This window comes from Pragia fontium (genome assembly GCF_900638655.1).
In the GTDB taxonomy this organism is placed as follows: Bacteria; Pseudomonadota; Gammaproteobacteria; order Enterobacterales; family Enterobacteriaceae; genus Pragia; species Pragia fontium.
This window is the reverse complement of the sequence record NZ_LR134531.1, coordinates 1,000,819-1,026,863: the sequence shown is the minus strand read 5'-3', so window position 1 is coordinate 1,026,863 and position 26,045 is coordinate 1,000,819. Positions and strand designations below refer to the sequence as shown.

At 46.6% G+C, this 26,045-nt stretch carries 24 protein-coding genes; 9 read left to right on the top strand and 15 right to left on the bottom strand.

Features of this window, described 5'->3' with window-relative positions:
* Nucleotides 1-102 precede the first annotated feature (102 nt).
* Entirely contained in the window at nucleotides 103-867 is a 765-nt protein-coding gene (pdhR, locus tag EL341_RS04215; protein ID WP_047780187.1) for a pyruvate dehydrogenase complex transcriptional repressor PdhR, read from the bottom strand.
* A 783-nt stretch (nucleotides 868-1,650) separates the two neighbouring features.
* Between pdhR and EL341_RS04210 the strand changes: the two genes are divergently transcribed.
* Complete coding sequence (locus tag EL341_RS04210; protein ID WP_047780186.1) at nucleotides 1,651-2,991, top strand: amino acid permease; 1,341 nt, start codon at nucleotides 1,651-1,653, stop codon at nucleotides 2,989-2,991.
* Between the two features lie 67 nt (nucleotides 2,992-3,058).
* Here EL341_RS04210 and ampD read toward each other — a convergent pair whose 3' ends face one another.
* Nucleotides 3,059-3,601 carry a 1,6-anhydro-N-acetylmuramyl-L-alanine amidase AmpD gene (gene ampD, locus EL341_RS04205; RefSeq protein ID WP_126467076.1) on the bottom strand — a complete coding sequence of 181 codons (543 nt, stop codon included), beginning with the start codon at nucleotides 3,599-3,601 and terminating at the stop codon, nucleotides 3,059-3,061.
* 258 nt (nucleotides 3,602-3,859) lie between these two features.
* On the opposite strand from ampD, the gene ppdD reads away from it, so the two are divergent.
* Genes ppdD through hofC form a run of 3 tightly spaced genes read left to right on the top strand, consistent with a single transcriptional unit; the run spans nucleotide 3,860 to nucleotide 6,980 of the window.
* Nucleotides 3,860-4,309 carry a prepilin peptidase-dependent pilin gene (gene ppdD / locus EL341_RS04200; RefSeq protein WP_074820042.1) on the top strand — a complete coding sequence of 150 codons (450 nt, stop codon included), beginning with the start codon at nucleotides 3,860-3,862 and terminating at the stop codon, nucleotides 4,307-4,309.
* Complete coding sequence (gspE, locus tag EL341_RS04195) at nucleotides 4,306-5,796, top strand: type II secretion system protein GspE (RefSeq protein WP_074820044.1); 1,491 nt, start codon at nucleotides 4,306-4,308, stop codon at nucleotides 5,794-5,796. The genes ppdD and gspE overlap by 4 nt, the downstream gene beginning before the upstream one ends.
* Nucleotides 5,793-6,980, top strand: a complete 1,188-nt coding sequence (hofC, locus tag EL341_RS04190) for a protein transport protein HofC (protein WP_074820046.1) — start codon at nucleotides 5,793-5,795, stop codon at nucleotides 6,978-6,980. Before gspE ends, hofC begins: the two co-directional genes overlap by 4 nt.
* A gap of 286 nt (nucleotides 6,981-7,266) precedes the next feature.
* Here the strand turns inward: hofC and EL341_RS04185 are convergent, their stop codons facing one another.
* The gene (locus tag EL341_RS04185) at nucleotides 7,267-8,310 is read right to left on the bottom strand and encodes a GMP reductase (protein WP_047780181.1); all 1,044 of its coding nucleotides are present in this window, start codon (nucleotides 8,308-8,310) and stop codon (nucleotides 7,267-7,269) included.
* A gap of 177 nt (nucleotides 8,311-8,487) precedes the next feature.
* On the opposite strand from EL341_RS04185, the gene EL341_RS04180 reads away from it, so the two are divergent.
* The 4 genes from EL341_RS04180 (at nucleotide 8,488) to yacG (ending at nucleotide 10,970) form a co-directional block, all read left to right on the top strand.
* Nucleotides 8,488-9,336: a prepilin peptidase gene (locus EL341_RS04180; protein ID WP_074820048.1), complete on the top strand. Its 849-nt coding sequence runs from the start codon at nucleotides 8,488-8,490 to the stop codon at nucleotides 9,334-9,336.
* Nucleotides 9,333-9,956, top strand: coding sequence for a dephospho-CoA kinase (coaE, locus tag EL341_RS04175; RefSeq protein WP_074820050.1), 624 nt, complete (start codon nucleotides 9,333-9,335; stop codon nucleotides 9,954-9,956). The genes EL341_RS04180 and coaE overlap by 4 nt, the downstream gene beginning before the upstream one ends.
* Nucleotides 9,953-10,705, top strand: a complete 753-nt coding sequence (zapD, locus tag EL341_RS04170) for a cell division protein ZapD (RefSeq protein WP_074820053.1) — start codon at nucleotides 9,953-9,955, stop codon at nucleotides 10,703-10,705. The genes coaE and zapD overlap by 4 nt, the downstream gene beginning before the upstream one ends.
* A gap of 67 nt (nucleotides 10,706-10,772) precedes the next feature.
* Nucleotides 10,773-10,970, top strand: a complete 198-nt coding sequence (gene yacG, locus EL341_RS04165; protein WP_047780177.1) for a DNA gyrase inhibitor YacG — start codon at nucleotides 10,773-10,775, stop codon at nucleotides 10,968-10,970.
* Between the two features lie 76 nt (nucleotides 10,971-11,046).
* On the opposite strand, the gene mutT is transcribed toward yacG, so the two are convergent.
* From mutT to secM, 3 genes are all read right to left on the bottom strand, one after another.
* Nucleotides 11,047-11,460, bottom strand: coding sequence for an 8-oxo-dGTP diphosphatase MutT (mutT, locus tag EL341_RS04160; protein ID WP_327078768.1), 414 nt, complete (start codon nucleotides 11,458-11,460; stop codon nucleotides 11,047-11,049).
* 299 nt (nucleotides 11,461-11,759) lie between these two features.
* Nucleotides 11,760-14,477: a preprotein translocase subunit SecA gene (gene secA, locus EL341_RS04155; protein ID WP_047780176.1), complete on the bottom strand. Its 2,718-nt coding sequence runs from the start codon at nucleotides 14,475-14,477 to the stop codon at nucleotides 11,760-11,762.
* 106 nt (nucleotides 14,478-14,583) lie between these two features.
* Nucleotides 14,584-15,108, bottom strand: a complete 525-nt coding sequence (gene secM / locus EL341_RS04150; protein WP_083399605.1) for a secA translation cis-regulator SecM — start codon at nucleotides 15,106-15,108, stop codon at nucleotides 14,584-14,586.
* Nucleotides 15,109-15,144: 36 nt separating this feature from the next.
* On the opposite strand from secM, the gene EL341_RS04145 reads away from it, so the two are divergent.
* The gene (locus EL341_RS04145; protein ID WP_047780174.1) at nucleotides 15,145-15,663 is read left to right on the top strand and encodes a DUF721 domain-containing protein; all 519 of its coding nucleotides are present in this window, start codon (nucleotides 15,145-15,147) and stop codon (nucleotides 15,661-15,663) included.
* Nucleotides 15,664-15,666: 3 nt separating this feature from the next.
* Here the strand turns inward: EL341_RS04145 and lpxC are convergent, their stop codons facing one another.
* The 9 genes from lpxC to murD form a co-directional block, all read right to left on the bottom strand.
* Nucleotides 15,667-16,584, bottom strand: coding sequence for a UDP-3-O-acyl-N-acetylglucosamine deacetylase (lpxC, locus tag EL341_RS04140; RefSeq protein WP_047780173.1), 918 nt, complete (start codon nucleotides 16,582-16,584; stop codon nucleotides 15,667-15,669).
* Nucleotides 16,585-16,702: 118 nt separating this feature from the next.
* A complete protein-coding gene (gene ftsZ / locus EL341_RS04135; protein ID WP_047780172.1) occupies nucleotides 16,703-17,860 on the bottom strand; it encodes a cell division protein FtsZ in 1,158 nt (385 codons plus the stop codon).
* Nucleotides 17,861-17,929: 69 nt separating this feature from the next.
* Entirely contained in the window at nucleotides 17,930-19,186 is a 1,257-nt protein-coding gene (gene ftsA / locus EL341_RS04130) for a cell division protein FtsA (protein WP_047780171.1), read from the bottom strand.
* A 2-nt stretch (nucleotides 19,187-19,188) separates the two neighbouring features.
* On the bottom strand, nucleotides 19,189-20,019 hold the full coding sequence (gene ftsQ / locus EL341_RS04125) for a cell division protein FtsQ (RefSeq protein WP_047780170.1): 831 nt from the start codon (nucleotides 20,017-20,019) through the stop codon (nucleotides 19,189-19,191).
* A gap of 1 nt (nucleotide 20,020) precedes the next feature.
* Nucleotides 20,021-20,932 (bottom strand): D-alanine--D-alanine ligase, encoded by a 912-nt coding sequence (locus EL341_RS04120; RefSeq protein WP_047780169.1) that lies wholly within the window; start codon nucleotides 20,930-20,932, stop codon nucleotides 20,021-20,023.
* Nucleotides 20,925-22,355: a UDP-N-acetylmuramate--L-alanine ligase gene (gene murC, locus EL341_RS04115; protein WP_217639202.1), complete on the bottom strand. Its 1,431-nt coding sequence runs from the start codon at nucleotides 22,353-22,355 to the stop codon at nucleotides 20,925-20,927. Before murC ends, EL341_RS04120 begins: the two co-directional genes overlap by 8 nt.
* 104 nt (nucleotides 22,356-22,459) lie before the next feature.
* The gene (murG, locus tag EL341_RS04110; RefSeq protein WP_074820059.1) at nucleotides 22,460-23,518 is read right to left on the bottom strand and encodes an undecaprenyldiphospho-muramoylpentapeptide beta-N-acetylglucosaminyltransferase; all 1,059 of its coding nucleotides are present in this window, start codon (nucleotides 23,516-23,518) and stop codon (nucleotides 22,460-22,462) included.
* Nucleotides 23,515-24,726, bottom strand: coding sequence for a cell division protein FtsW (gene ftsW, locus EL341_RS04105; protein WP_047780166.1), 1,212 nt, complete (start codon nucleotides 24,724-24,726; stop codon nucleotides 23,515-23,517). The genes murG and ftsW overlap by 4 nt, the downstream gene beginning before the upstream one ends.
* Nucleotides 24,726-26,045, bottom strand: coding sequence for a UDP-N-acetylmuramoyl-L-alanine--D-glutamate ligase (gene murD / locus EL341_RS04100; protein WP_074820061.1), 1,320 nt, complete (start codon nucleotides 26,043-26,045; stop codon nucleotides 24,726-24,728). Before murD ends, ftsW begins: the two co-directional genes overlap by 1 nt.

Sequence of the window (26,045 nt, the reverse complement as noted above, 5' to 3'; positions counted from 1 at the left end):
TTACGTTAGTTATTTAAAGCCTGTCCTAATAACGTCTTACTCCAGAACTGACGCAAAACATTATTAAGACAGGCTCGGTGTTGTAGTGAGCTGTAACAGCCCTTAATCCTTCCGTTGCTGTAACAAGCGCAGCGATCGCTCGCGACGGGTGTGTTCTCTATCGAGATCCAGCAACACTTCCTCAATAAAGGCTAAATGACGATGCGAAGCTTCACGTGCTTTTTCTGGTTCACGTGCAACAATCGCTTCGAATATGCTAGCCCTATGGTTACTCACTCTTTCCAGCATTTCTCGGCGAGAATAGAGTAAATCGAAATTCTGACGCACGTTTTGTTCCAACAGCGGAGTCATACAACGCAGTAAATGGAGCAGTACTACATTATGACTCGCTTCGGTAACGGCCGTTTGATATTGCATTACCGCTTCGGCTTCATTCTGTTTATCGCCGGAAGCCTGAGCGACTTCAATTTGTTTATGATGGGCACGAATACGCTGAAAGTCTTCATCAGTACCGCGCACAGCAGCATAATAAGCGGCAATTCCTTCCAGAGCATGACGCGTTTCTAATAGGTCGAACTGAGATTCAGGATGCTCCGCCAACAGTTCGCTTAACGGATCGCTGAGGCTTTGCCAGAGGTTGGTTTGTACAAAAGTCCCTCCCCCCTGACGACGTAACAGTAAGCCTTTTGCTTCTAAACGCTGAATAGCTTCGCGTAATGAAGGACGTGAAACATCAAATTTTTTGGCTAGCTCACGCTCCGGCAGAAGTTTCTCTCCTGGACGAAGGGTTCCTTCAAGAATCAGCGTTTCGAGCTGTTGCTCAATAACGTCAGATAACTTGGGTTGGCGAACCTTGTTGTAAACCATAATGCTTCTCAAAACGCTCTGGAGTCAATTGGTAATACCAATATCAAATATGTGACGCTAAAGTAACAAAATATTCACCTTATGTCCACATGGCCGTTAATCAAAATCACGCAACGCCAATGACCACCGCGCTCTCCATAAAATATCGTTAACATTCAAATCATCACTGAAATAAAAACGATTCAGCTAACCATTGGATATTTAACCTTTATGAAACGAATAAAAAATAAAACTGAAGCGAATCAGCAAACCAATTGATAAATTATTATATATAATTTAAGCATTTAAATTCACTTTATTTGAATAGTCGAAATGGATGAAAGTGAGCTATCGGTTCCAATTTTTTTCTTAAAAATCTGTGGAAATGCCTAATGTGCAGTGGGAAATCACCTCTCACACAAAACATCCGGTTCAAAAATAAATTTATCCGCATCCCGCTAATGGAAAAAACATCGCCGATGAGTTAGGAACAATCAGTGCTGCACTAAAGTAATAATTTGAAAAGTAATGTTTTTTATAATCGCCGTTGCCGTTTGATTACATTAAAAAAAAAGGAAAAAAGCTTGAACTAAAGAAAATTAATGCAAACCTTGCTATTTACCACTATTCTTGCCGCTTCGGTAGATGGCATCAAAAATCTTTTTATTGATAGCTGTAAATTTTTTAATACACACAGCTAACCGCTATTTTCTACCTGACCAGAAACACCGAACAAAATAATGCTATTGCCATACTTTCAAAGCAATAAAAAGCCTGACAACAGTCTGTGAGGAATGAACAACAATGAGTGATGAGCTCAAACGCGGTCTTAAAAATCGCCATATCCAATTAATTGCACTCGGCGGCGCCGTTGGTACCGGCCTGTTTCTTGGCAGCGCGCAAACCATTAGCATGGCGGGGCCCTCAGTCATATTGGGCTACGCTATCGGCGGTATCATTGCTTTTTTGATCATGCGCCAGCTTGGTGAAATGATCACTGAAGAACCGGTTGCCGGCACGTTCAGCCACTTCTCCTATAAATACTGGGGGCCTTTTGCCGGTTTCCTGTCTGGCTGGAACTACTGGATGCTCTTCGTTCTGGTCAGTATGGCTGAACTAACGGCCGTTGGCCTCTATGTTCACTATTGGTGGCCTGACATCCCAACTTGGGTTTCCGCAGCATTCTTCTTTGTATTAATCAATGCCATTAACCTAACCAACGTCAAAATCTATGGTGAACTAGAGTTCTGGTTTGCCATTATCAAAGTCGCAGCCATTATTGGCATGATCGCCTTTGGTTCCTATCTGTTAATCACCGGTACCGGTGGCCCGGACGCCAGTATTGATAACCTTTGGTCTCAAGGCGGATTTATGCCGTTTGGAACCGAGGGCTTAATTATGGCTACCGCGATTATTATGTTTTCATTCGGTGGTCTGGAACTGATCGGTATTACCGCAGCAGAAGCGGACAATCCGGAAAAAACCATTCCTAAAGCCATTAATCAGGTCCTCTATCGCATCCTGATTTTCTATATTGGTTCTCTGGTAGTGCTGCTATCCCTTTATCCATGGACTAAAGTTGTCGAAGGCGGCAGCCCATTTGTGATGATATTCCATGACTTAAACAGTACTGTTGTTGCTACCGCGCTCAACATCGTGGTGCTAACCGCCGCCTTATCAGTATATAACAGCTGCGTATACAGTAATAGCCGTATGCTTTATGGTCTGGCACTGCAAAAAAATGCCCCTGCATCGTTGGCTAAGACCAATAGCCGCGGCGTACCGGTGAATGCGATCATTTTCTCAAGCACCGTAGCGGCCATTGGCATCGTAATTAACTATTTAATTCCTAAAGAAGCCATCAACATTCTGATGTCGCTGGTGGTATCCAGTATTGTCATTAACTGGGCGATGATTAGCCTGTCGCATTTAAAATTTCGCGCAGCTAAAGACCGTGAAGGAGTTACCCCCAAGTTTAAGTCGATTCTCTACCCATTCAGTAACTATCTATGTTTACTGTTTTTAGCAGGTGTACTGGTCATTATGTATTTAACTCCCGGCATCCGTATTTCTGTTCTCCTGATCCCGGTATGGTTGGTTATTCTGGGAATTGGCTACGCCATTACGCGTAACACCATAAAGTAATTAGCCTGATGTGAAATGCCCGTTTGGATTACCTGACGGGCATTTTTTTATCCAAATATGATCGCCGTCATCCGGTAATCAATGCCTTATACCGTTTCCAATCAAAGTGCGGTCCCGGATCGGTCTTGCGGCCCGGGGCAATATCGCTATGACCCGTGATCTGCTCCGAGGTAATCGGATAATGATCCATCAATAGCCGGGTCACCTGATTCAGGCTCTGATACTGTTGTGGCGTAAAATCCAAGTCGTCCGTTCCCTCCATCTCAATACCGATTGAGAAATCATTACAACGCTCACGCCCTTGAAACAGAGAAACGCCGGCATGCCAGGCCCGTTTATCGAACGGGACATATTGAATAATTTCACCATCACGACGGATTAAACAGTGAGCGGATACCCGCAAATGACAAATCTCAGCAAAATACGGATGTTCATTGGCGTCCAAGGTGCCAGTAAACAACTGATCGATGTAGGGACCACCAAACTGAGCCGGTGGCAGGCTAATATTATGAATCACCAGCAAAGAGGGAATTTCCCCCGCTGGTCTCTCATCAAAATGAGGCGATGGCACACGCTTCACACCATCAATCCACCCTTGAACTAATTCCATCCAATGCCTCTGCGTATTCAACAACAATTGCCATGATTATAAGGCGGGCCATGGTATCTGCGTAATGGTTTATCCAATGTCATCATACTATCTTGGATCATTGCTAAGCATCTCGCACTCCCTGAGTAATGATCCCAACGGCCAGAAAATAACTGCGCCCCTATTCCCAAAACTCTGGATTAAATATTTTGTTTTTTATCTGGATACTTAAGCTGCTGAACATCGTATTACCTCGCCATACCATCAGGAACCAATACTATGAATCAGCAAGCAGGATTTACCCTTTTTGAACTAATGATTGCCATTACTATCATTGCCATTCTCAGTGCCGTAGGACTGCCCGCCTATCAAGGCTATATCCAAAAAGCCGCATTAACCGATATGCTACAGGCGATGGTACCGTATAAAACCGCTGTAGAACTGTGCGCGCTGGAAAAAGGTGAGCTCAGCCAATGTAATAACGATAGCCATGGTATTCCTGCCAGTAAAACCACCCGCTACGTTTCTCAAATAACCGTCGCTAATGGCTCGATTTCCCTAACTGGCCAAAACGCCCTGTTGGGACTCAGTGTCACCCTAACGTCAGCAATGGATAACGCAGCCGGAGGCCTATTATGGCAGCGCAGTTGCAGCACATCTAATGCCAATGAAAAAATCATTCAGGCCTGTCATGATATTTTCCGCTTTGATGAGGCAAGTGAATCATGAATCGACGTGATTTAGCCGGCAAAGATTTCACTCCGGAACTCATTACTGAATGCCTGCGTCATCGCGTGGTGCCCATAGCAATAGATACCCAGCAATTAACCATTGCCGCAATTGCCGATAGTTTACCGGCACAGGCCATCTCCGAGCTGGCATTTACCAGCGGTCGACACATTAAAGTTATCGACTGGCCGGCAATCAAAATCGAGCAACATCTTCAGCGGTTAAACCATGCTTGTCCTGACACCGCTTTAATAGAAGCCGCACAGCAGAAAAATACAGAGACCAGCAGCATCAATGAGTTATCAGGAAAAGATCATGACGATGAACCTGTAGTGCAGTTTATTAATCAGGTCATCCGACAAGCGCTTCAGCGTAGAGCATCAGATATTCATTTTGAGCCATACAGTCAGCATTATCGCATACGACTGCGCATTGATGGTGCCTTACAGGAAACCCTATCACCACCGTTGGCATTAGCCCCTCAGCTGATCGCACGCTTAAAAATAATGGCCCAACTTAATATTGCTGAACGCCGTCTTCCTCAGGATGGACAGCTTATCTTTCATTATGAACACCAACCGCGAGCACTACGCATAGCCACCATTCCCGTCAACGGCGGCGAAAAAGCGGTATTGCGAGTAATGGAGTCCGACAACCGTCAGCACACCATCTCATCATTGGGAATGAGTCAACGTGAGCAGCAACTTTATAGCGCGATGCTACAACAGCCTCAGGGAATGATATTAGTGACCGGCCCAACGGGCAGCGGCAAAACGGTGACCTTATACAGTGGATTACATCTGTTAAATGATGCTTCTCGTAATATCTGTAGCGTGGAAGATCCGATTGAAATCCCAACGGATGGCATCAACCAAACTCAAGTAAACACCAAAACAGGAGTCACGTTTAATAGCGCATTAAGAGCTTTATTACGTCAGGATCCTGATGTACTGATGATTGGAGAGATTCGGGATAAAGAAACCGCAGAGATAGCCGTTGAGGCTGCTCAAACTGGGCATTTAGTTCTGGCGACGCTACACACCAACTCAACCACTGAAACCTTATTACGCCTAAGTCTGATGGGTATCCCTGAATATCTGTTAGCCGCCAGCCTGAAGTTAGTTGTGGCCCAACGGTTGATCCGCCGCCTCTGCCCCCACTGCAAAGAAAAACGGCTATTACCGGAGCTGGTGCACACAGCAAGTAAAACCATCACGCTCTACACCAGCGAAGCCAAAGGCTGTGAAAACTGTAGCGGTGGCTACTACGGCAGAGTAGGAATTTATGAAATGCTGGTCATCAATGATGCCATAAAACAAGGGCTATTAACCAAACAGCCGGTCAGTGAACTACACCGCTTAGCCTGTGAGCAAGGTATGGTCTCGCTGTTTCAATCCGGTTTATCGCTGGTAGAACAAGATATTACCTCACTATCGGAGCTGTATAGAACCCTTGGTTCATTTTCAGGCCAAGCAATATCACCATGAAATACTCAACCCTGTTTATCTGGCAAGACATTGATGGTAAAACCGGCGAAATCCCAGCCAGCACACGAAACCATGCTAAACAGCTCCTGATTATTCAGGGAACGGTTCCGGTCAGAATAAAAGCCGGAGTAAAGTTAAGCCGGAAATGCTGGCCGCTAAGCGCGCTGTCTCTGGTTACGCGTCAGCTAGCCACAATGCTACAGGCTGGGCTTACCCTCTCCCACTGCCTTGGTTTGATTGCCGCCGAACATCCGCAACCAGCATGGCGCTATCTGCTAAAAGAGCTACAAAATCAGATAGCTCAGGGCAAGGCATTCTCTCTGGCACTATCTGAATACCCTGACGCCTTTCCCCCCTTATTCTGCGAGCTAATTAGAACGGGTGAATTAACCGGTAAATTGGAGCAATGCTGCTGGTTACTGGCCGAGCAACAAGACAAGCTCATCAAACTACAGAAAAAAGTCCGTAAGGCGCTCAGCTATCCGATATTTATTCTGGCTGTCGCGTTGCTGGTGGTACTACTGATGTTAACCTTAGTACTCCCGGCCTTCTCGGAAATCTACCAATCCTTCAATGCTCCCCTGCCGTGGTTTACCCAGTCGTTGATTGATTTATCCGACATCATCAGAGACTTCGGACTACTTATGTTAATCCTTATCTCTATTCCCATTGGCTACTATGTTAAAAAATTACGTCCCCAGCTAAATTGGCAGCAGAGAGAACAAAGGTTATTACTGCGCTTACCCCTGTGCGGAAAGCTGATCCAGACCAATGGATTAGCCAAAATATTCCGCACGCTGGCGATGACTCAACAGGCAGGCATTCCGCTAACCGCCGGCATTAAATCAGCCGCCAACGCATCGGGTAATATTCAATACCTGAATGCACTGCTGACCATACTCAAGTTAATTGAACAGGGATCGCCTTTGTGTGAAGCCCTACGTCAGCAGACACTGTTTCCTTCACTATCACATCAACTAATCCGTGTAGGTGAAGAGTCAGGCACGCTAGACGATATGCTGAATAAGCTGGCGGATATTTACGAAACCGAAGCGGAAACTCTGGCGGAAAATCTGTCCGCAAAAATTGAACCGTTAATCATGATGATACTGGGAGTAATTATCGGTGGGCTGGTGATTGCTATTTATTTACCCATTTTTCAACTGGGGAATGTGATGGCGTAGGGTAAAATATGATAAAAGTCCGCAGTGAGTATTAATGGTTGTTAGTTAAGTTTAATTACGGCGAACATTTCGTCCACTATTAGTACAGAGAATAAATCGACGTTAGTGCATGTGGCCGAGCAGAAGCGCTAAGGCGAGCGCCTCGTCCAGCATCCATGCTGGACGTGCTCCCTCACTCAGTTGTCAGCTGAATTCCAGCGCTCAATAAAAGGACAAAAAATAAAACCAACTTATAAAACTTTCTTAACTCATCAACATTACATTATTGGCGCACGTTTCTACTTCATTAAGACTGACCAAACACTCGATTTTCCTGCTCCGCCACGCGGATAAAGGTAGTGCGTTTGGTCAACTCTTTCAGACGCTCAGCCCCCACATAAGTACAGGCTGAACGCAGGCCACCCAAAATATCACGCACGGTATTCTCAACCGGCCCACGATAGGTCAATTGAACGGTTTTACCTTCAGCAGCACGATATTCAGCAACTCCGCCAACGTGGCGATTCATCGCAGAGGTCGAGCTCATGCCATAAAACAGCATATATTGGTTACCGTTTTCTTCGATAACTTTGCCTTCACACTCTTCATGAGCCGCTAACATGCCACCAAGCATAACGAAGTCGGCACCACCGCCAAAAGCCTTCGCCACATCACCTGGCATAGTACAGCCACCATCACTGACAATCTGACCACCCAGACCGTGAGCAGCATCAGCACATTCAATGACCGCAGATAGCTGAGGATAGCCAACGCCGGTTTTAACTCGAGTGGTACAAACTGAACCTGGGCCAATGCCAACCTTAACGATGTCTGCACCGGATAAAACCAGTTCTTCCACCATTTCACCTGTCACAACATTACCGGCACAGATCACTTTATCCATATGGGCTTCACGCGCTTTTTGCAGGAAGCCAACGAAATGTTCAGAGTAACCATTGGCAACATCAATACAAATAAACTTCAGCGCAGGGGAAAATGACATGATCTGACTTAACTTAGTGAAATCAGCTTCAGAGGTTCCGGTAGACACCATCACGTGACGTAACACCGACTCAGGCACTCTGGCAACAAACTCGCGCCACTGCTCAACGGTATAGTGTTTATGGACGGCAGTGAGCAAGCCAAAAGAGGCCAATGCTTCTGCCATAGTAAAGGTACCAACAGTGTCCATATTCGCGGCAATAATCGGAATACCTGACCACTGATGACCTGAGTGTTTAAAGGTGTAGGTGCGCTCAAGCTCTACTTCTGAGCGACTCTTTAGTGTGGAACGCTTAGGACGAATCAAAACATCTTTGAAGCCTAACTTCAAATCTTCTTCAATACGCATATCGATTGGTTTCCTGGTTTTTGGCGACGTATCGCAAATTAACTATAAGCTGTATGTTGGCCATGTCCAGTGACGTTATCATACACATGAATAATTAATGAACAAGTCTGAGATTTTCAAAAAATTTCAGCTATACTCCCATAAATTTATCTGCGAAAACGCAGATTAGGGCACGCCATGGAAAATGCCTTTTTCGTCGTTTGGTTTGGCCTTTTTGGCCTGTTTATTGGCAGTTTGATTACTCACCTTGCATACCGACTTCCCCTAATCTTAATCTCCCGCTGGCAATTAGCATGTTGTCCAAGCATCGTTCAATCCCTCGATAAACCACATCCATTTTATTTATCACTATTCTCCCCTTCGGGTTGTCCACACTGCCATCAACCGCTCACTTTAGCCTCACTTATTCCTGTCCTATCTTGGCTATACCAACAAGGACGCTGCCGAGATTGTCATCGAACTATTGGTTGCACTTATCCCTTCACGGAACTCACCGTCGCCTTGTTATTTATGGTGTTGGCCTCATCTAATCAGAATCTATTATGGTTAATCATCTTACTGATGATTACCTGCTTACTAATCACAGCAGCACTGATTGATATCGCCCACCAACTGCTGCCCGATGTCTTAACTTTGCCGTTAATTTGTAGTGGCCTGATTGCTGCCAGCCTGGAAGTTTCTCCGGTCACATTATCAACATCACTAGCAGGAACACTTTTTGGATACGGATTACTTTGGTTACCAGCCATCGTTTTCAAAGGGATTAGAAAAATAGAGGGATTAGGTCGAGGAGATATGAAATTATTGGCCGGATTGGGTGCCTGGCTGGGATTAGATATCTTACCCATCGTTATATTAGTCGCCAGTGTCTCAGCACTGCTGTTTATCTTGATAACGCAGAGAAATAAAAAGAATAAAAACAAACGAATTGCTTTTGGCCCCTTTCTGGCGTTTGCCGGGTGGCTTGCACTTCTGAAAGATCCCTTTATGATTGATCTATCAATATTATTACAGGCCTTATTATGAATTATATCGTGGCACTTACCGGCGGAATTGGCAGCGGAAAATCAACCGTTTCTAATGCGTTTTCCCGATTAGGTGTTCCTGTAATAGATGCCGATATTATTGCCCGCCAAGTGGTTGAACCGGGAACAGAAGCCCTTGCTGCCATTGTTCAGCATTTCGGACCATCAATCCTACAGCCAAACGGTTCACTAAATAGACAAAAATTACGAGAATGCATTTTTAACGATTCAGATGAAAAACTGTGGTTAAATAGTTTACTGCACCCACTCATTCAACGTGAAACCCAGCGGCAGTTAGCTGCTATAATATCTCCTTATGTTATTTGGGTTGTGCCATTATTAATTGAGAATAATCTCTGCTCTCGAGCTAATCGGATTTTAGTCGTGGATGTCACTCGAGAAACCCAATTACATAGAATCATGGCGCGGGACGGCAGCAGCGAACATTTAGCCACGCAAATATTAGCCGCCCAAACTTCCCGTGAAATCAGGCTGTCTTACGCGGATGACGTGTTAAACAATGATGACACTCCCGAAGCGTTACTCCCTAAGATACAGCAGCTACATCAAAAATATTTAGCCCTAGCCAATACATTCAACAAGCAGGATTTGTCTATATGAGTGATTTATCCCATAACATACTTTTTGAACATCCGCTTAATGAAAAAGTCCGTACTTGGTTACGCCTTGAATTCTTACTACAACAGTTACAAGACAACCGCACCTTAACTAACTTAACTGATACGCTAAGTTTTTTCCGTACCACCAGTGAACTACTGGATATTATCGACCGCGGTGATGTGCGCACTGAACTGGTAAAAGAACTGGAGCGCCAACAACAAAAACTGGCGCAATGGATAGACGTTCCCGGTGTCGACGTCGAGCGTCTGAATACTTTGCGTCATACGTTAAAAGAGCAATCAAGCGTTTTACTGGCCGCGCCGCGTCTGGGCCAAGCTCTGAAAGAAGACCGTTTAATCAGTATGGTGCGCCAACGCTTAAGCATTCCCGGCGGTTGCTGTAGCTTTGACTTGCCAGTTCTGCATATGTGGTTGAACAATCCTAAACAGGAACGTGATGAACAGGTGGCTGAATGGTTGGCAACCGTAACACCATTACATAATGCCTTAAATACCTGCCTTAATATGATTCGCCAGTCAGGTGAATTTCAAACACAAACCAGCCTGAATGGGTTCTATCAGGATAACGCCGAAGACTGTGATATCCTACGCATCCAGATAGATTCTAGCCATCAAATCTATCCGCAAGTTTCTGGCCATAAAACACGCTTTGCCATACGCTTTATGCCGTTCGACAGCGAGCGAGGAGAAACACCAGAACGATTTCATTTTAAGATAGCCTGCTGTTAATACCGCGGCAGATACTTACTATTTATCGTTGTCCGACATCAGTAATAGATTAAATTTGGAGAATTTTATGAGTAGCAGCCCTCTTCAGGTTAACTGCCCTACCTGCAATAAACTTGTTACCTGGAATGAAGAGAGCCCTTACCGGCCATTTTGCTGCAAACGTTGTCAGCTGATTGATTTAGGCGAGTGGGCCGATGAAGAAAAACGTATTCCAAGTTCAGGCGAAATATCCGACAACGATGAATGGAGTGAGGAACAGGAGTAACTACCGGCATAATACTGGCCGTGAATCGTTCCAACTTCCCCCTCAACTCGATATAACGCAAAAGTTAGCGCCATTTTTAAGCGGTATGATAGCGCTGCTTTAGTTCAGTAATAATGGGTTGATTGGCCTCAGGAAACTCAGCGTCAATTAACTCAGAAACATTAAGCCAGCGCGACTGCTGCCCCTCTCGCCCTTCAGGCGTTCCCTGCCAGCCATTAACAATATAAAAATGCAGCTTCAACTGACGATCCGGGTAATCATATTCTAAGGTTTTCAGCAACGAAGCATCTATGACTTGAATTCCGGTCTCTTCTTGTAATTCTCGACTGAGAGCCGCCTCAACCGACTCCCCACGGCCTGTTTCCACTTTACCGCCGGGAAACTCCCAATAGCCCGCCAGATGACTCCCCTCGGCTCTACGGGTAACAAAAATCGATTTTTTCGAATCGATAATAATACCAACTGCAATTTCAATACGCTTCACGCTCATCGTTATCCCTATTCAGCTTTAATGGATAAACCATACATACAATAAGAGCGCCAGATGGCGCTCTTAGACAGCTAACAAACATTTTTAAATTAGCTACAGTATATGTTCCGGCTGTAAAAAAAACGGCAGAATATCACCCTCGTGCTCAGCCGGAAGATCATCGGTACTTAACTACAGAGAGCGACAGGCCTAGAGTCCCTAGGGGCGCTCCGGCGGGTAAACCCGCTACGACCCCAACGGAACTCTCTCCTGTCGTTTGACAAATAAATACCTTTGTCATCATCTGCTCAGTATCACGATTACTGTAGGCTACCGTGACATTGCTTATATTTCTTACCTGAACCACATGGGCATGGATCGTTACGACCTATTTTACGCTCTTCACGTACCATTGGCTTATTGCTACCGTCAGACTCTTCCATCAGTGAATTCTCTTCCTGATGGCTAAACTGTTGCTGGCTCGCTAAACGCTCGGCCTCTTCACGACGCTGTTGTTCAACGGCTTCAACTTCTTCCGGCATACGCACCTGAACTTTGCTCAGTACGCTAATCACTTCGTATTTTAACGCTTCCAGCATGCTGGCAAACATGGAGAAAGATTCGCGCTTATATTCTTGCTTCGGATCTTTCTGAGCATAACCACGCAAGTGAATACCCTGACGTAAATAGTCCATTGCGGCCAAATGTTCTTTCCACATGGTATCCAGCGTTTGCAGCATCACGCCTTTCTCAAAGTTACGCATCATTTCATCGCCAACAACCTCTTCTTTATCGCGATAAACTTTGATGGATTCTTCCAGAATACGCTCACGCAGGGTCTCTTCGTGCAGTTCATGCTCAGTATCCAACCACTGGGCAATCGGCAACTCAAGATCAAAATCATTTTTCAAACGCGCTTCCAGCCCCGGCACATCCCACATTTCTTCCAGAGACTGATGTGGAATGTAGTTATCAATAACCGCGCTAAATACGTCCTGACGGATGCTATCAATGGTTTCGCTGATATCACTAATATCCAACAGTTCATTACGCTGACTATAGATAGCACGACGCTGATCGTTAGCCACGTCATCAAACTCCAGCAGCTGTTTACGAATATCGAAGTTGCGGCTTTCTACCTTGCGCTGTGCGTTGGCAATCGCTTTGGTTACCCATGGATGCTCAATAGCTTCACCCGGCTTCATACCCAGTTTACGCATCATGCCAGCTACGCGATCTGAGGCGAAAATACGCATCAGGGCATCTTCCATCGACAGGTAGAAACGAGATGAACCCGCATCCCCTTGACGACCAGAACGACCGCGCAATTGGTTATCAATACGGCGTGATTCGTGACGCTCAGTACCAATAATATGTAAACCACCGGCAGCTAATACGCGATCGTGGCGCACCTGCCATGCTTCTTTAATGGCTTTAATCTGCTCTTCAGTCGGCTCTTCCAACTCAGCAATTTCAGTCTGCCAGCTACCACCCAATACGATATCCGTACCACGACCAGCCATGTTAGTAGCAATGGTCACTGCTCCTTCCTGGCCCGCGTTAGCAACGATCTCAGCTTCTTTCTGGTGGAATTTAGCATTCAGTACCTGATGCACAATACCGGCTTTCTTCAGTTCGTTGGAAACCACTTCAGATTTTTCAATTGAAATCGTACCCACCAGAATTGGCTGGCCTTTAACGCTACGCTCTTTGATATCTTCAATAATCGCATCGATTTTTTCCTTCTCAGTCATATAGACTAGATCAGGCATATCGTTACGGATCATTGGGCGGTTGGTTGGCACCACGATAGTATCTAAACGGTAGATTTGACGGAATTCAAAGGCTTCGGTATCAGCCGTACCGGTCATACCAGCCAGTTTTTCATATAAACGGAAATAGTTCTGGAAAGTAATCGATGCTAAAGTCTGGTTCTCATTCTGGATGTCCACACCTTCTTTGGCCTCAACAGCCTGATGCAGACCGTCAGACCAGCGACGACCTTCCATAGTACGACCAGTATGTTCATCAACGATGATAACCTCACCGTCTTTAACAATGTAGTCAACATCGCGGGTAAATAGCGCGTGAGCACGCAGTGCCGCTGTAACATGATGCATTAACATGATATTCGTTGGTGAATACAGTGATTCACCTTCTTCCATCATTCCTGCATCCATCAGCAGCGTTTCAATCAGCACCAAACCACGTTCGGTTAAGTTAACCTGACGGCTTTTCTCATCAACGGAGAAGTGACCTTCACCTTCAAAAGTATCTGAGTCTTCTTTTTCCTGGCGCAGCAACTTAGGAATAATCTTATCGACTTTCTTATACAGCTCAGAGCTATCCTCAGCCGGACCGGAAATAATCAGCGGAGTACGCGCTTCGTCGATTAAAATAGAGTCAACTTCATCCACCAGTGCATAGTTCAGCTTACGCTGCACGCGTTCTTCAGGGCTAAATGCCATGTTATCGCGCAGATAGTCAAAGCCAAACTCGTTATTGGTACCGTAAGTAATATCAGCAGCATAAGCTTCGCGCTTAGCCGGAGGCGGCATGCCAGGAAGGTTGATCCCAACGGTTAAACCCAGGAACTCAAACAACGGGCGGTTATTTTCCGCATCGCGTCGAGCCAGATAGTCGTTCACGGTTACCACGTGTACGCCACGGCCTGACAGAGCATTTAGATAAGCAGGCAACGTTGCGGTTAACGTTTTACCTTCACCTGTACGCATCTCTGCGATACAGCGAGAGTTCAACACCATACCGCCGATCATCTGTACGTCAAAGTGACGCATACCGAATACGCGTTTACTGGCTTCACGTACCACCGCAAAAGCTTCAGGGATTAAAGAGTCCAGCGACTCTCCTTTTTCCAGACGAGCACGGAACTCAACGGTTTTCCCTTGCAGTTGCTCATCAGACAATGCTTCATATTCAGGTTCAAGGCGGTTGATTTCTTCAACGCTTTTACGCATACGGCGCAGTGTACGATCGTTACGGCTGCCGAAAATTTTTGTCATTAACTTAGTTAACATACGTCTCTATATCTCTTTGTGTACTGCCCTTCAGGCAGAGGGAATCAAATAAAAATTACCAATACATACCCCATAAATAACAAGGAAAGACATTGTTACGGGGAAATTATGCGTATAAGGAAGGGCCGGCACGAATGCCTTGAATACTAGATAGCCAGAATCTGACGGGATGTTGTATAAAACCCGTATCAATCTGGACAAGACGTGTTACTGTGAATGGAGATTTGATATCCACCGTAGCCTGTGTGGAAAGTGAATCCAACAGCGCAAGATGGCTAAGGCTTAATTTTTGATTCTCGTCTGCATCGGCTTTGGCCGTATCAGGTGTCGCCTCATCTTTAGCGAGGGAAACTGTCAGGCGAGTAAGATAGTTGCGTATCGCGAAATGCTGCCACGGATTAAGATTTTGCAGCGGGCGATTATTAATTTCACCAGACAGGGCTAATTGCCCAACGCCCGGTACCGCAGGATTAATATGATTGGCGCTGGCCAGAACCGTTGATAGCGAAACCTGTTGTGGTAAGCCATTGAGACTTACGGGCGCCCCAATGCTGGCCGCAACTACCCCGAGTAAGAGGTGAGGCCAAAAATAACGCCTGCCAAATTGTCGCCAACGATTTAGAATGCCCATTATCAATTAACTATTTTATCTGCTGGAATTTTGTTTATGCGCGATAGTCGCCCATTATTATTAGATACACTATTCGATGATGCAAACTTATTGCGAAATATTCAGCAACGAGCGATAGCACTCATCAAACTCAACAAGGCGGTTAAGGCCCTTTTACCTAAGCAAATGCATGCATTTTGTCGTGTTTCTAACTACCGTCAGGGAATGTTAATCCTTGAGGTGGCAAATGCCAGTTGGTTAACTCGCCTGCGTTATGAACAACAAATGCTGCTAAGTACGCTTAGAAGTGAAATATTACCATCTTTAGTCTCAATCGACATAAAGATTAATCCAAAGTTAAGCACAAATAATTCGACTGCTGAAAATTTAGTCCACCGCTACTCGCCCGACAGCCAAAAAGAAGAAACACCGGTGCGTCAACTCAGTGAACAAAGTGCACAGCAGTTAAGGGAATTAGCAGCGAGAAGTCCGGGGAAATTAAAGGAGAAACTAGAACGACTGGCTGCACTGGCAGGAGAGAGAGTTACCAGCACAGCGAGTCGTAATAAGAAGTAGGCCTTAAGCCAATACTGTTCTTGACGTTTTGAATGCCAACGGCATTTCTGCTTCGTCTTCGAAAGTTACGTACTCCCAAGCTTCTTGCTTAGCCAGAACGGCCTGCAATAACTTGTTGTTCAACGCATGACCTGATTTGAACGCGGTGAACGCGCCAATAATATTGTGGCCACACATAAACAGATCACCAATTGCATCAAGCATTTTATGGCGGACAAACTCGTCCTGGAAACGCAAACCATCTTCATTCAGCACGCGATAGTCATCTACTACGATAGCGCAGTCAAAACTACCACCTAAACAGAGTCCCTTAGACTGTAAGTACTCGATATCACGCATAAACCCAAAAGTACGGGCACGGCTAATCTGGCGAACAAACGCATCGGCGGAAAAATCCATACGATAACGTTGTGAACCGGAATCAATCGCCGGGTGATTGAAATCAATCGTAAAGTCTAAGCTGAAACCATTGTGAGGTGTTAATTCAGCCCATTTGTCGCCATCTTCAACGCGAACAGGTTGAGTGATGCGCAAAAACTGCTTAGGTGCGCTCAGCTCTTCAATTCCGCCGTCTAATAATAAGTAGACGAAAGGTGCCGCACTACCATCCATAATTGGAATTTCTGGTGCGTCAACTTCAATAATAATGTTGTCGATGCCTAATCCTGCCAAAGCAGCATTAAGGTGTTCTACGGTAGAGATACGCACGTCATCTTCATTAACCAAGCAAGTACATAGCATGGTATCACGCACGGATTTTGCATCTGCCGGAAAATCAACCGGTGGATTCAAGTCAGTACGACGATAGATGACACCCGTATTCGCCGCGGCTGGGCGCAGAGTCAGGCTAACCTTACGTCCGGTATGAAGACCGACGCCGGTAGCTTGAATGATGCGTTTTAGTGTCCGCTGTTTAATCATCGTATTATCTCGCAATATTGATCCAACTTACCGCAGTTTAAACCACGGTCTCCGCGATAGTTTAGCATAAAGAGCGGAGAATCAAAATCATTCAGTCTATTAGACCTAATAATTCTGATTAATCCGCTTGCTTACGCAGGAATGCCGGAATATCCAAATAATCAGGTTCTTTATTCGGTTGAACACCCTGATCGTTTACTACTTTCGCTGCCGCAGGTTTACTCTCTTGCGGTTGCAAAGGCGCCAAACCATGTTGAGCATAACGATGATCGACTGGCTGAGACGCAGGAGATTTAGATACCAGCGTAATTTCAGGACGCTTGTCCATACCAATACCGGTAGCAACTACGGTTACACGCAGTTCATCACTCATATCCGGATCTAATGACGTACCGATAACCACGGTAGCATTGTCAGAAGCAAATGCACGGATGGTATTACCGACAGTCTCAAACTCATCCAGACGCAGGTCAAAACCTGCCGTAATGTTGACCAGAACGCCGCGGGCACCAGACAGGTCGATATCTTCCAGCAATGGACTGGAGATAGCCATTTCAGCCGCTTCTTCAGCACGGTCTTCACCACGAGCAATACCGGAACCCATCATGGCATAGCCCATTTCTGACATCACAGTACGTACGTCAGCGAAGTCAACGTTCATTAAGCCAGGGCGAGTAATCAGTTCAGCGATACCCTGCACTGCGCCTTTTAATACATCATTCGCTGCACCGAATGCATCCAATAGAGAGATACCGCGACCTAACACTTTCAGCAGCTTATCGTTAGGAATAGTAATCAGCGAGTCAACGTGCTTGGACAGCTCGGCAATGCCTTGCTCAGCAAACGTCATGCGCTTTTTACCTTCAAAGTTAAATGGCTTGGTAACGACCGCAACGGTCAGAATGCCTAATTCTTTAGCCACTTCGGCAACAACCGGAGCTGCACCAGTACCTGTACCGCCACCCATGCCAGCTGCGATGAACACCATGTCGGCGCCTTCAAGAGCAGCACGCAATTGTTCACGGTCTTCCTCTGCAGAATTACGACCCACTTCAGGGTTGGCACCAGCACCTAGCCCTTTGGTGACACCGTTACCGATTTGAATCGTCTGGCCGACTGCTGTTTTACGTAATGCCTGAGCATCGGTATTGATCGCGAAGAATTCAACACCTTCAATATGCTCACGGACCATGTGTTCGACGGCGTTACCACCACCACCACCGACGCCGATGACTTTAATCACCGCATCGTTGGTTAACTCCATTGGTTCAAACATAATCTCTCTCTCCGTTTTTAACTCTTACGCAATGAATTATCGCTTAAAATGCGCTAATTGCACTACTGATTAAAATTCTTTACGTAACCAGCCACTCAAGCGTTGTGCCCAGCTACGCATAGATGTTCTTTTTTCTACTTCAGACTCACCGCGTAAGTGAGATTCTTTACCGTAGTGCAGCAAGCCTACTGCCGTTGAGTAATAAGGCTCCTGCGCATAATCCGTTAGTCCAGTAATATTTAACGGCTGTCCAATTCGTACCTGAGTATGGAATACTCTTTGAGCACATTCAGTCAGCCCATCAATCTGAGCTGCGCCTCCAGTTAACACGATACCCGCAGCTAAATGATGCTTAACACCCTGCTGCCGTAACTGTTCCTGAACCTGCAAAATCTCATCATTGACTAAATTCAGTAGCTCGGTATAACGAGGTTCAATGACATCCGCTAAAGTCTGACGCTGTAAGCTACGCGGTGGTCGACCACCTACGCTTGGTACTTCAACGTTCTCATCTTTGCTGACGATAGAACCCAATGCACAACCGTGACGTACTTTTATCGCTTCGGCATCCGTTGGCGGAGTACCGAAAGCGTAAGCAATATCACTTGTCACAACGTTACCCGCATAAGGAATGACTTTAGTATGACGTAGAGCGCCACCGGTATAAATAGCAATATCCATCGTACCGCCACCGATATCAATAACGCAGACGCCTAACTCACGTTCATCTTCAGTCAAAACCGCATAACTTGCGGCTAAACCAGCAAAAATCAGCTGATCTACTTTCAAACCGCAACGCTCTACCGCTTTAACAATATTTTTAGCCATATCGTTGTGGCAAGTAATCAGATGAACTTTGGCCTGCATCCGCACGCCTGAAAGGCCTACCGGATTTTTAATGCCTTCCTGATAATCAATCGCGTATTCCTGAGGAATAACGTGCAAAATCCGGTGTTCATCGCGAACCCGTACCGACTTAGCGGTATGAACAACGCTTTCGACATCTTCCTGAGTCACTTCTTCTTCTGAGATTGGTACCATACCAATCTCATTTTGACAGCTAATGTGTTTCCCTGAAAGCGCTAAATACACCGAAGCAATTTGGCAATCCGCCATCAGTTCGGCCTGATCGATAGCCCGCTGAACGGATTTCACTACCGACTCTAAGTCGTTAACCCCGCCCTTATCCATCCCGCGAGACGGACAGCTACCGACACCAATAATATTAACCATACCGTCAGGCAGCACTTCTCCAACCAGCGCAGCAACCTTTGCTGTACCAATTTCCAGTCCTACTACCAGTTTTCTGTCTGTCGATTTGATCATTATTAATCTGCCTGACCCTGTTGTTTAACCCAATCAGACAAAATTGTCTGATTCTCAATAAATGCGGGAGCCCAACCAACCGCTGACCCAGTGTCATAACGCATATCCAGTGAAGCAATACGTTTGTCTGCCGGCGCCTGCTGCTGCAATATAGGATAGAGAGAAATAAATCGGTCTAACCGTTGAGTCCTATTCTCTCTTCCCAGCTCAATACGCACATCATTATCTAATACTAGCTGCCATGAACGCCGTTCACTCATCGCTACCGTTTTCAGCTTAAACTTTCCGGCAGCCAGCGCTTGGCTCATGCTGTTGTATCCTTCCAGGACCTCTTTTTCGCCCCCTTCAGGGCCATATAAAAGAGGAAGGGTCTTATCACTGACTCTTTCCGCCGGTACGCTAAACACGTTACCGTCTTTATCTATCAATTGCAGATCGTTCCATCGGGCATACGGTACATACTCAACAATGTGGATTTTCAGCTCATCCGGCCATTGTTTACGCACGCTGGCCTGCTTGATCCACTTTAAATGCAGAATCTGCTGTTGCAGAACATCCACATCCTGAGACATAAAAGTCCCCGGTTCACCCGATGACAAAATCGTCTGCCGAATATCATCATTGGTCGTAATATGTCTTTCGCCGGTCACCACTAATCGAGACAGTGGTAAGCGCTGCGCGTCATTCATCCAACTGATAACCGCCCAGCATCCCCAGACAATCGTTCCAATCACCATCAGCAGGAAGACAACGCCAACCAACTGAGTGCCATTACTACGTCCGGAACGCTTCTTCTCTATTTCTTCACGGACGTTGCGTGCTGCCTGGGACATATCAGTCAGCCAATGCCAGAATCTTTACAACTAACTGAGAAAAGCTCAATCCATACTGGCGTGCCGCCATTGGTACCAAACTATGGTTGGTCATACCCGGCGAAGTATTCACTTCCAGCAGATAAAACTGACCATCGCTGTCCATCATTACGTCTACACGTCCCCAACCACTACAGCCTACTGCGTTATAAGCCGCCAGAGCCAATTCACGGATCTGCTTTTCCTGCTCATCGCTTAAACCGCTTGGACAAAAATACTGTGTTTCATCAGACAAGTATTTTGCCTGATAATCATAGAATACTCCGGCAGGCTGAATGCGAATTGAAGGTAAAACTTCACCGCCTAAAATCGCAACGGTAAACTCAGGTCCGCTTAACCATTTTTCAACCAATACGCTGGTATCATGTTTAAATGCTTCTTCCAGAGCCGGTTGCAGTTGTTCCACCGTATCAACCTTGCTCATACCTACGCTGGAACCTTCATTGCTTGGCTTAACAATTAGCGGTAAACCCAGCTGTTGAACAATCTCATTTGCCTTCACCTGTGCCAATTGATTGCTGTTCAGGGCAACATAAGGCGACACCGCCAACTTAGCGCCCTGCCATAACAATTTAGTTCGCAACTTATCCATGGTCAGCGCTGAAGCCATCACACCGCTACCGGTGTAAGGTAAATTCAGGAACTCCAACATTCCTTGCAGGGTGCCGTCTTCGCCACCGCGACCGTGCAATGCAATAAATACCTTATTGAAACCGTCCGCTTTTAGCTGAGCGACCGGATACTCTTTAGGATCGATAGGGTGCGCATCAACGCCAGCTTCACGCAAACCGGCTAAAACCGCAGCCCCTGAATTCAGTGATACTTCACGTTCTGCCGATGTTCCACCAAGGAGTACCGCTACTTTCTCAGCCATGATTTCCCTCATTTGTATTCATTGCTTGTAATTTTAATTCTGCTAATCGACGAGCCACCCGGCCAATATTACCGGCACCCTGTGTCAGAACCAGATCGCCGCTTTGTAACACCTGCTCTAACATGGCAGGTAATGCATCGACATCTGACACAAAAATCGGATCTAACTTACTGCGTCCACGAATAGTACGGCATAGAGAACGGCTATCTGCGCCCGGAATCGGTGCTTCACCGGCAGGATAAACGTCTAACATAAACAGCACATCAACCTGAGACAGCACATTCGCGAAGTCATCATACAGATCGCGAGTACGCGAATAACGATGCGGCTGGAAAATCATCACCAGACGACGTTCGTTCCATCCGGCTCTCGCCGCTTTAATGGTAACATCCACTTCGCTTGGGTGATGACCATAGTCATCAACCAACATGATGTCGCCACCATCTTCGCGCTCAAACTTACCCAGAAAATCAAAACGACGCCCGGTTCCCTGAAAGTTAGCCAATGCACGGGTAATCGATTCATCATCAATTCCCTCTTCCGTCGCCGTAGCGACCGCTGCCGCCGCGTTTAACGCATTGTGGCGACCCGGTGCATTCAACATCACTTTCAGCTCACTCTTATCCTGACGGCAGATAGTGAAAAAGCCCTGCGAGCGTTTTTGTTCATAATCTTTTATTCGCACATCAGCATCTTCACTGAAGCCGTAGGTAATCACCTGACGTCCAACCTGAGGGATAAGCTCTCTCACTACGGGATCGTCAATACACATCACTGCACGTCCATAAAACGGCAAGTTGTGTAAAAAATTAATAAACGTTTGCTTTAAATTCTCAAAGTCGCCCTGATAGGTATCCATATGGTCGGCTTCGATGTTGGTCACTATTGCAACCATGGGTTGCAAATGTAGGAAGGAGGCATCGCTCTCATCTGCTTCAGCAATCAAATAACGGCTACAGCCTAACGCAGCATGCGTACCGGCGGCTTTAACCAAGCCACCGTTAACAAACGTTGGATCTAAACCGGCTTCGGCATAAATTCCAGTCACCATCGCGGTCGTGGTCGTTTTACCGTGGGTGCCGGCGATAGCAATACCGTGACGAAAACGCATCAGTTCAGCTAACATTTCAGCCCGGCGAATCACCGGAATACGCGCTTCGCGCGCCGCAACCACTTCCGCATTCTCAGCAGGAATTGCGGTAGAAACGACCACCACACTGGCACCGAGCACATTTTCAGCACGGTGATTAAAATAAATTTCCGCACCTAATTCACTTAACTGTTGCGTGACGGCATTTGGCGCCAAATCGGAACCACTGATTTGATATCCTTCATTCGCCAGAACCTCGGCGATCCCGCCCATACCCGCGCCACCAATACCCACAAAGTGGATATGCCGAACGCGACGCATCTCGGGCACCATGGTACGAAGTTTCGCCAATCTTTTTATATCTACATGCTCATTCACGGTTTTCTATTTACTCTTGTTAATTTCGGTGACTTTTAACATTCAATATCAGGAATTATCTATAAAGCGACGCTTTTCACTACCGCCGATACTCTCTCGGTAGCATCCGGTATGGCAATCGCTCTTGCTTCCATCGCCATCGCCAGTAATCCTGAACGATTCAACGCTTCTAATGCCTCAGTCAATGAATCGACATTAAACTGAGGTTGCTCAATAATTTTCGCTGCGCCGGCTTTCTCTAACGGCAGCGCGTTCCAGTATTGTTGACGGTCTTTATGCATAAAGGGCACAAAAATCGCAGGTAAGCCTGCGGCGGCAATCTCACTCACCGTCAACGCGCCAGACCGACATACCACCACATCAGCCCAAGCATAGGCCGAAGCCATATCATCAATAAATTCGGTAATATCATGCCCGGTTAAACCGCGCTGCTGATAATCCTGTTGAACGCTTTCCTGCGCACCTTTACCGACCTGATGCCAGATGGTGATTTTATCACCCAAGCGCTCAGCAGCCTGCGGCATCGTTTGATTCAGGATCCTTGCTCCCTGACTCCCCCCAATCACCAATACCCGGATTGGGCCACTGCGTTCAGATAAACGCACTTCAGGAGCAGGTAAAGCCAGAACATCGGTACGAACCGGATTCCCTACCACATCTGCATGGGGAAACGCCCCGGGAAAAGCCTGCAATACGCGCTTAGCAATTTTAGACAACCAGCGATTGGTTAAACCAGCAATACCATTTTGTTCATGTAGCACCACCGGGATACCGCACAACCATGCCGCTAAACCGCCCGGGCCGGATACATATCCGCCCATGCCCAGTACCACATCCGGCTGATAATTGCGCATAATGGCTTTCGCCTGACGCACTGCACGAAAAATGCGTACTGGTGCCAGCAGCATGGCAAACAAACCTTTGCCGCGAATACCTGAAATGGTAATAAAATCTATCTCGATGCCGTGTTTCGGTACCAATTCAGCTTCCATACGATCGGCAGTACCCAGCCAGCGAACTTCCCAGCCTTGCGCCATCAGGTCATGAGCAACAGCCAATCCGGGGAAAACGTGCCCGCCGGTTCCACCTGCCATCACCATTAAACGCTTCTGCTTCATCGTGTACCTCTTACGTGCGCCTGGCAGTTGGCCAAACGCGTTTCATAATCAATGCGGAGTAATAACACCAACGCCGTCGACATCACCAATAAACTTGAGCCACCGTAACTGATTAACGGCAAGGTTAATCCCTTGGTGGGTAGAATACCTGCTGCGGCGCCAACGTTAACTAACGTCTGGAAACTAAACCAGATTCCAATCTCACACGCCAGAAAACCAGCGAAGCGCTGACCAGCCTCTAATGCACGACGTCCAATGAGCATTGCTCTAAAAGCGACGAAGAATACCATTAAGAGCACTAAAACCACACCAAAATAGCCCAACTCTTCACCAATAATGGCAAAAATAAAGTCCGTATGAGCCTCAGGCAGGTATTCCAGCTTTTGAATTGAATTACCTAAGCCTTGTCCCCAGAACTCTCCACGGCCAAACGCCATCAGTGATTGCGTTAACTGATAGCCAGCGCCAAACGGATCGGCCCATGGGTCCCAGAACGAGGTCACCCGGCGTAAACGATAGGGTTCTGCGATAATCAACAGTGCTACCGCAAATACACCGGAACCGATAATGGCTAAGAACTGCCACAGCTTAGCGCCGGCTAAAAACAGCATCCCCAGCGTTGTCACAAACAAAACCACTACAGTACCTAAGTCTGGTTGAGCCAGCAGTAACACCGCCAGCACCACCATCACACCCATCGGTTTACAGAAGCCCCAAAAATTATTGCGAACTTCATCCACCTTACGTACCAGATAGCTGGCTAAATAGAAAAATAGTGCTAATTTCGATAATTCTGCTGGCTGAATACGCACCGGGCCGAAAGCAATCCAACGCGATGCCCCGTTAACCGAGCTACCGACCACCAAAACAATTAGCAACATCACAATAGCGATTAATAGAATAATCGGGCTATAACGCTGCCACATCGCCAGAGGAATACGTAGAGTTACCAATGCCGCTGCCAGCGCTAATCCGATATAAATCGCATCGCGCTTAGCAAACAAAAACGGGTCATCAGTATAACGTTGAGCAACCGGCATCGATGCCGAAGTCACCATAATAAAGCCGACAATCGCCAAGCCAAAAGCTAACCACAGCAGGGTCCGGTCATACATCACACCGCTATCAGCGGCATCACTGCCTGAGCGTGTACCCATTACCCATTGAGTAAAAGACTGGATAGGTTTAGCTAAACTTAATACGCTCATCAGCCAAGCTCCTGCGCCAGTCGAGCAAACTCATGGCCGCGCTGCTCGTAATTCTTAAATTGATCCAGACTGGCACAGGCAGGCGACAGCAATACCATATCGCCGGGCTTCACTCGCTGAGCAATATGCCTCATTGCCTGCTCCATGGTATCGGTCATCTCCGCGACATCCGGACGCAAATTAAATAGCGGCTGCTTATCCTGACCAAAACAGTAAAGACGAACATTCTCGCCCTGCAAATAGGTCAACAGCGGTGAGAAATCCGCAGATTTACCATCACCGCCCAGTAACAAATGTAAAATGCCATCAACCTGAATGCCGTTTAATGCTGCTTCGGTACTGCCCACGTTGGTGGCTTTAGAATCATTAATCCAACGTATTCCGTTATTTTCCCACACCAGTTGGAAACGATGTTCCAGCCCGGTAAATTGAGTCAGCGCTTGTAAACTGGAAGCTCGTGGCAATGAAACTGCATCCGCTAATGCCAGTGCAGCGAGTGCATTCAAATAGTTATGCTGCCCCACCATTTTCATTTCCGCAGCATTGAGAACCTTCTCACCATATACCCGCAGCCAGGTTGCGCCCTGCTGGTGGCTCAAGTGATAATCGCCCACATCCACACCAAAACTCACACAACGTGCATCAGCACCTTGCAACGGCATGGTCAGAGCATCATCGGCATTCACCACGCAAACTTTAGCATCGTTATAAATTCGTAGTTTTGCTTCGCGGTATTGCGGCATACCCAACGGATAACGATCCATATGATCTTCAGTTACATTGAGAATCGTTGCTGCCGCCGCCTTTAAACTGCTGGTGGTTTCTAACTGAAAACTGGATAACTCCATCACATACAGTTGGCAATTGTCGTCAAGCAGCGATAATGCTGGCTGACCAAGATTACCGCCCAGTGCAACATTCCAGCCTGCGGCTTTCGCCATATCTCCAACCAGCGTGGTCACCGTACTTTTACCGTTTGAACCGGTAATTGCTACTATCGGAGCCTGAGCTTCTCGACAAAACAGCTCAATATCACCAACAATCTCAATTCCCGCCTCAGCCGCTTCTTGTAGAATCGGCGTTGCCAGCGCAATACCGGGACTGACCACAATTAAGTCTGCGGCCAAAATCCATTCGCGATGAAAGCTTCCGGTATGACATTCAACGGTTTCTGGTAGCTTATCCAGTCCCGGTGGCGTAGCTCGGGTATCAATAACCCGAGGAGAAACATTTCGGGCAATAAAATAATCGACGCAGGACAATCCTGTAGAACCTAATCCAATGATAACAACCTGCTTGTCCTGATAGTCGATCGCCAT